Consider the following 6,425-nt stretch of genomic DNA (forward strand, 5'->3'; position numbering starts at 1 on the left):
AATGAGTGAGCATATTGAAAGGATGAACGAGACAAAGGCCGTATCCAGGCCTAACTGGTCAGCAGTATTTGCTGTGGCGTTTTGCGTAGCCTGCCTGATTACCGTGGAGTTCTTACCAGTAAGCTTGCTGACACCAATGGCACAGGATCTGGGGATCTCGGAAGGTGTTGCCGGGCAGTCTGTCACCGTGACCGCTTTTGTGGCAATGTTCGCAAGTCTGTTTGTGACCAGCATTATTCGCTCAACCGACAGACGCTATGTAGTCATCCTTTTCTCTGTGCTGCTCACCCTCTCATGCCTGCTGGTTTCCTTTGCTGAAAACTTCTCCATGTTGCTGATTGGGCGCGCCTGTTTAGGGATAGCCCTCGGCGGCTTCTGGGCAATGTCGGCCTCTTTAACCATGCGGTTAGTTCCAGCTCGTACAGTGCCAAAAGCGCTCTCAGTTATCTTCGGGGCTGTCTCTATCGCACTGGTTATCGCCGCCCCGCTCGGTAGCTTCTTAGGCGGCATTATTGGCTGGCGCAACGTCTTTAATGGCGCGGCATTAATGGGTGTGGCCTGTATCATATGGGTGTGGAAAGCACTGCCGCCGCTGCCAGGTGAATCAACGCAGCATAAGCAAAACATGTTGGGTCTGCTTAAACGCCCGGGCGTACTGGCCGGCATGACGGCAATATTTATGACCTTTGCCGGGCAGTTTGCCTTCTTCACTTACATTCGCCCGGTATATATGACGCTTGCAGGCTTTGATGTCGACGGCCTGACGCTGGTGCTGTTGAGTTTTGGCATTGCGAGTTTTGTCGGCACATCGCTTTCTGCGGTTTTCCTCAAGCGTTCACTCAAACTGTCGCTGACCTGTGCCCCGCTGATTCTGGCACTGAGTGCGCTGGTTCTGGTGTTGTGGGGGAGCGATAAAATCGTCGCATCAGCCATTGCCATTATTTGGGGCTTTGCCTTTGCGCTGATTCCAGTTGGCTGGTCGACGTGGATCACCCGTTCACTTGCGGATCAAGCAGAGAAAGCGGGATCTATTCAGGTTGCAGTGATCCAGTTAGCAAATACTTGTGGAGCGGCAATTGGCGGCCTGGCACTTGATAATCTCGGCATTATTTCGCCGCTGGTGTTGTCAGGGAGTTTGATGTTACTGACAGCGTTGTTAGTAGCGACAAAGGTACGAGCAAAATAACTGCGTCGGATGGCGCATTGCTATCCGACCAGCTCCCCCACCAAAATCCCATCACCCTCGCCAGAAAGGCTTATCCCCCAGAATCGTTGCGCGATGCATGATGCGACGAGCGGGGAGATAGTCAGCATTCGCATAATGCTGCGTGACACGGTTATCCCAGATAGCGATATCGTTTTCCTGCCAGCGCCAGCGAACCTGGAACTCCGGCTTCGTAATATGTGCAAACAGGAAGGCGAGCAGCGCATCGCTCTCTTTTTGCGAAAGGTCGACAATCCGCGTAGTGAAACCCTCGTTAACAAACAACGCCTGCTTACCGCTTACCGGATGGGTGCGGACTACCGGATGCAACAACGGTGGATTCTTAACGACCGCCTCACGCCAGCGCTGATGCTCTTCTTCACTACGGAGATGTTTATACTCCGGGAAAGATTTGCGGAAATCGTGTTCTGCTTTTAGCCCCGAAAGCAAGCGCTTGAACGGTTCTGAAAGTGCCTCGAACGCAGCAATGCCACTGGTCCACAATGTATCACCACCGAATTCTGGAAGCTGTTTTGCTGCCAGTATCGCACCGGCTGGCGGCGTTTCGATAAAGGTCACGTCGGTGTGCCAGTTATCGTTATCAGGCGGGTTATCGTTGTGCGTATCCAGCACGATAATCTCCTTCACACCTTCCGCATGTGGATAAACCGGGTGGATGTGCAGATCGCCAAACCGCTGTGCCAGCGCTCGTTGCTGTGCAGGTGTAATAAGTTGATCGCGCAGGAACAGTACTTGATGGCGGATCAGCGCGTGGTAGAGCTGCTCAAATTGGTTATCCGTTAAGCCCCGGCTCAGCGTTAAACCACTAACCTGCGCACCGATGTAAGGCCCCAGTGGCGTAATATTCACTTTCTCGCTCATTGCCCTTCTCCATGCCATGGGGTTAAACGGCGCTGCAATGCCCGTAACCCTAGTTCTAAACAGAATGCGATTACCGCAATCACACCAATACCCGCAAGCACTACATCAGTTGCCAAAAACTCACCCGCCGATTGCACCATAAAGCCGAGCCCACGGGTGGCGGCGATAAGCTCAGCGGCAACCAGTGTTGACCAGCCTACGCCAAGCCCAATGCGGAATCCGGTCAGGATTTCCGGCATTGCTCCGGGCAAAATCACATACCAGACTATCTGAGCGCGTGATGCTCCCAACGCTTCGGCAGCACGGATGCGAACCTGTTTTGCGCTGCGCACTCCCGCCATGGTCGACATAGCAACAGGGGCGAAAATCGCCAGATAAATCAGCAAGATCTTCGAGGTCTCACCGATACCAAACCAAATCACCATCAGTGGTAAATAAGCCAGCGGCGGCACCGGGCGATAAAGCTCGATCAGTGGGTCAAGAATGCCGCGTACCGTCGGGCTTAGCCCCATCGCAATGCCAACCGGAATACCAATCAATACTGCGGCCAACAGCGCGGTGAGTATCCGCAACAGGCTGGCAGCGAGGTGCTGCCAGAGCGTGGCATCCATAAAACCTTGTGGCCCAGCGATGCTAATCAGCTTTGTTAGCACCTGAAGTGGCGGTGGCAAAAATAGTGGACTTACCCACTGCTGCGCTGCCACCCACCACCACAGCAAAATGATGGTAGTGATCGTCGTGAGGCTTAACGTTATCTGGCGCGAGAACGGCCAGCGCAACGCCAGCCGTTTACGGCGAGCTTTATCCTGAATAACGATGCTCATAGGAAGCCCTCACGTTGCTCAAATACCCGGCTCAACACATATTCGCGTTTCGCGATAAATTCCGGATCGGATTTAATACTGCGGCATGGCTCACCTGCGGTGAAGCGGCGACCAAAGTCGAGCGGGATACGCTCCAGCACACGCCCTGGCCCCGGTGACAGCAATACCAGTTCAGTTGCCAGAAATACGGCTTCTTCAATGTCGTGCGTAATTAACAGCACCTGACGGCGGCTTTCATGCCACAGCTTGAGCAGCAAGGTCTGCATTTGCTCGCGAGTAAAGGCATCCAGCGCACCGAAAGGCTCATCGAGCAGTAAAAGTTGCGGGCGAGTCGCCAACGCACGTGCAATCCCTACCCTCTGACGCTGCCCGCCGGAGAGCTGCCAGATGGCGCGTTTCGCCTTATCTTCGAGCCCCACTTTACGCAACATATCGAGCGCGATTTCCTCACGTACAGGCTTTGGCTGCCCGGCAAGCTGCAAACCAAATGCGACGTTATCCAGCACCGAACGCCACGGCAGTAGCCCTTCATTCTGAAATACTACGCCGCGCTCAACGCCCGGCCCCGTGACCTGTTTGCCCGCTAGTGTAATGCTGCCGGAGTGATAAGGAACAAAGCCAGCTATCAGGTTCAGCAGCGTAGTTTTCCCGCAACCAGATGGGCCGAGAACCACCAGTAACTCGCCCTCATCCACGGTCAGATTAATATCGTTAAGAACCGTTTTACCGTCATAATCTGCGCTTAAATGCGAAACCTGTAACATGGCTAACTCCTTACTGCGCCAGCGTTTTCACGAAGCGGTCGGTGACAAACTGGCTGTAATCCGTTTCCACAGACGGGACTTTCCCCTGCGCTTTCAGGAACTGGGCAGTATCAACAATCGCTTTATTTACTGGGCCACTAAGCTGCTCAGTTTGTTGGTTAGCGGTGAGGTAGGTATTACCCTTCACCAGCACCGGAACATCGCTTTCAGGTACGCCACTCAAACGTGATAGTTTGCTCAGGTTATCCGGCTGTTTTAGCCAAACGTCCGGGTTGTCGATATAGCTTTTCTGGGCAGCGAGAGCGCTTTTAGCAAAGGCTTCCACCACTTCAGGATGCTGTTGCGCGAAATCTTTACGCACAACCCAGACATCCAGTGTTGGCGCACCCCATTTGCCCACTTGCGCGGAGTCGGTCAACACCGTGCCATCTTTCTCCAGCTCGTTAACCGCAGGCGCCCAAACATAAGCGCCGTCAATGTCGCCACGCTGCCAGGCGGCAATTATTGCCGGTGGCTGAAGGTTAAGGATTTCTACCTGGCCGGGCTTAATTCCCCAGTGCTTCAGGGCCGCCAGCAGGCTGTAATGCGTTGTAGAGATAAACGGTACGGCAATACGCTTGCCGATGAGATCTTTCGGACTTGAGATACCTTTCTTCACAACCAACGCTTCGGAGTTACCTAATTGCGAAGCGAGCAAGAAGACTTCGATAGGCACATTTTGACTTGCTGCCACAGCCAGCGGGCTGGAGCCGATATTGCCAATTTGTACATCGCCCGATGCAAGCGCTCGGACCACGCTCGCGCCGCTGTCGAATTTACGCCATTCAACTTTTGCTCCGCTGTCTTTGGCAAACGTGTTATCAGCCTGCGCGACCTTGGCTGGTTCAGCAGAAGTTTGGTACGCAACCGTCACGTCCACCGCGAATACTGGCGTTGCAATAAGGGCAAGCGTAGCCAGCCAGAGAGAATGTCGTTTTGCCATGAGGAGAGCTCCTGTATCGATGATGGGAGCAGTATTTCCAATGGCGGTGATTAGATAAAAGAATTAAAAATTATCGCTAATACTTTTATGTTTTTAGATGAAATGTAGGGAAGGATAGTTGGGAGATGGGAATAGGATGGCACTTAGAAAAAAAATGGATCCAATCTGCTTGCTGGCAAATATACTGATATCGCTCCCGAAACCAGGCCTTTTGCTTCATGTTTATGTTGCCGCTCACGGCTCGAATTGACTCACAAAATGGATAACCAGGGAGCTACGGAAAGGAAAAATGAAAATACTAAAAAGCGGTATCAGAGATGTGACAGCCAGTGACAAAGTAACGGTATGCGAACCGGTAAACCTTTACGAATGCACCCTGCACGATGATGTCTTTGTCGGCCCTTTCGTGGAGATTCAAAGACATTGTGTCATTGGTGCGGGAACCCGAATTCAGTCACATTCATTTCTCTGCGAGAAAGTTACCACCGGCAGTAACTGCTTTATTGGCCACAATGTGACGTTTGCCAACGATCTCTTCCGCTCCGGAAAACTCAATCCAGATCCCGAAAGTTGGATTAGTATTCACCTTGGCGACAACGTGATCGTGGGCAGTGGAAGCACGATCCTGACGGAATTTATCTGTAGCGGTGCGGTGATAGGAGCCGGGAGCGTGGTCACGAAGGATATTCTTAAGCCGGGAATTTATGCAGGCAACCCGGCCCGGTTATTGCGGGAGGTTTAGGGCCGGGATTTACCGTTTTATGACGGCGACACGCATTGGCTGTAGGTCCAATGTGCTTCAACTCGTCAACCACGTATTGCAGCTTCGATAGCAGCCACATCTATTTTCTTCATCGACATCATAGCTCCAAACGCACGCCTGGCGGTGTCTCCCCCCGTCGCCAGAGCTTCAGTCAGTACGCGAGGAGTAATTTGCCAGCTAACACCCCATTTATCTTTGCACCAACCGCAGTCGCTTTCCTGGCCGCCATTACCAACAATTGCGTTCCAGTAGCGGTCCGTTTCCGCCTGGTCTTCGGTCGATATCTGAAAGGAAAAAGCTTCACTATGTTTGAAATGCGGCCCGCCGTTGAGGCCGATGCATGAAACACCCGCGACGACAAATTCGACAACTATTGTGTCGCCTGCCTTGCCAGCTGGATAGTCTCCAGGGGCAGGAATAACGGCACCAACGCTGCTGTCTGGAAAGGTCGCAGCATAAAAATGAGCAGCGTCTTCCGCATCATGATCAAACCAAATACAGATAGTATTTTTAGCCATAAGTTAGCCTGCTTGTTGTGTTTCTCAGTTTCGATAACCGTACCGCGGTGCCTTGCTAGCATTGCGTCTTTTATGTTTTACCAACCATAAGTATGTACTGGATCTGATTCATGTGAGTGTCAGAGGCGTGATCTGTGGTCTGTATCGCTTAATGGATGGGAGGTTTAGCTACGGGAATAGTAAATCAGCGGGATGAGGGAATTTAAAATAGTGGATTAAACTGTATAACGATGCGTTCTTCAGAGGATTATAGCGAGAAAATGAGGGTGGTTTTCGTAAATCGCAGACAGCAAAAAGCCCTGTACGTCAGTACAGGGCTTGTATTCGTATCATCCTGATACTCACCCCTCCGGGGCCGTCACAAGCGACGTGCAACATTGCTCCCGACAATGTTGTCCACTTAGCAAGCACAAAAAAGCCCCATGCTTTCGCATGAGGCTTGTTTGTTTATTTGGAGCCTGGCAGTTCCCTACTCTCGCATGGGGAGA

Annotated in this window: 7 protein-coding genes; 2 read left to right on the top strand and 5 right to left on the bottom strand. The window is 52.2% G+C overall.

Annotation, left to right across the window (positions count from 1 at the left end; genetic code table 11):
- Nucleotide 1 precedes the first annotated feature (1 nt).
- Entirely contained in the window at nucleotides 2-1,186 is a 1,185-nt protein-coding gene (gene nepI, locus LVQ79_RS19760) for a purine ribonucleoside efflux pump NepI (RefSeq protein WP_232866276.1), read from the top strand.
- Between the two features lie 51 nt (nucleotides 1,187-1,237).
- Here the strand turns inward: nepI and tauD are convergent, their stop codons facing one another.
- Genes tauD through tauA form a run of 4 tightly spaced genes read right to left on the bottom strand, consistent with a single transcriptional unit; the run spans nucleotide 1,238 to nucleotide 4,656 of the window.
- Nucleotides 1,238-2,086 carry a taurine dioxygenase gene (gene tauD / locus LVQ79_RS19765; RefSeq protein ID WP_232866277.1) on the bottom strand — a complete coding sequence of 283 codons (849 nt, stop codon included), beginning with the start codon at nucleotides 2,084-2,086 and terminating at the stop codon, nucleotides 1,238-1,240.
- Nucleotides 2,083-2,910, bottom strand: a complete 828-nt coding sequence (gene tauC, locus LVQ79_RS19770) for a taurine ABC transporter permease TauC (protein ID WP_232866278.1) — start codon at nucleotides 2,908-2,910, stop codon at nucleotides 2,083-2,085. Before tauC ends, tauD begins: the two co-directional genes overlap by 4 nt.
- Entirely contained in the window at nucleotides 2,907-3,674 is a 768-nt protein-coding gene (tauB, locus tag LVQ79_RS19775; RefSeq protein WP_232866279.1) for a taurine ABC transporter ATP-binding subunit, read from the bottom strand. Before tauB ends, tauC begins: the two co-directional genes overlap by 4 nt.
- A 10-nt stretch (nucleotides 3,675-3,684) precedes the next feature.
- Complete coding sequence (tauA, locus tag LVQ79_RS19780; protein ID WP_034460787.1) at nucleotides 3,685-4,656, bottom strand: taurine ABC transporter substrate-binding protein; 972 nt, start codon at nucleotides 4,654-4,656, stop codon at nucleotides 3,685-3,687.
- Nucleotides 4,657-4,945: 289 nt separating this feature from the next.
- Here tauA and LVQ79_RS19785 point away from each other — a divergent pair, with 289 nt between their 5' ends.
- A complete protein-coding gene (locus tag LVQ79_RS19785) occupies nucleotides 4,946-5,398 on the top strand; it encodes an acyltransferase (RefSeq protein WP_232866281.1) in 453 nt (150 codons plus the stop codon).
- A gap of 65 nt (nucleotides 5,399-5,463) precedes the next feature.
- Here the strand turns inward: LVQ79_RS19785 and LVQ79_RS19790 are convergent, their stop codons facing one another.
- Nucleotides 5,464-5,937, bottom strand: coding sequence for a VOC family protein (locus LVQ79_RS19790; RefSeq protein ID WP_232866282.1), 474 nt, complete (start codon nucleotides 5,935-5,937; stop codon nucleotides 5,464-5,466).
- Between the last annotated feature and the right edge of the window lie 488 nt (nucleotides 5,938-6,425).

The sequence above is a fragment of the Buttiauxella cochleicola genome (assembly GCF_021282405.1).
Lineage (GTDB): Bacteria > Pseudomonadota > Gammaproteobacteria > Enterobacterales > Enterobacteriaceae > Buttiauxella > Buttiauxella massiliensis.

Coding starts and splice junctions, on each gene's coding strand:
- nepI (WP_232866276.1), top strand. CDS start 2: ATGAGTGAGCATATTGAAAGGATGAACGAGACAAAGGCCGTATCCAGG.
- tauD (WP_232866277.1), bottom strand. CDS start 2,086: ATGAGCGAGAAAGTGAATATTACGCCACTGGGGCCTTACATCGGTGCG.
- tauC (WP_232866278.1), bottom strand. CDS start 2,910: ATGAGCATCGTTATTCAGGATAAAGCTCGCCGTAAACGGCTGGCGTTG.
- tauB (WP_232866279.1), bottom strand. CDS start 3,674: ATGTTACAGGTTTCGCATTTAAGCGCAGATTATGACGGTAAAACGGTT.
- tauA (WP_034460787.1), bottom strand. CDS start 4,656: ATGGCAAAACGACATTCTCTCTGGCTGGCTACGCTTGCCCTTATTGCA.
- LVQ79_RS19785 (WP_232866281.1), top strand. CDS start 4,946: ATGAAAATACTAAAAAGCGGTATCAGAGATGTGACAGCCAGTGACAAA.
- LVQ79_RS19790 (WP_232866282.1), bottom strand. CDS start 5,937: ATGGCTAAAAATACTATCTGTATTTGGTTTGATCATGATGCGGAAGAC.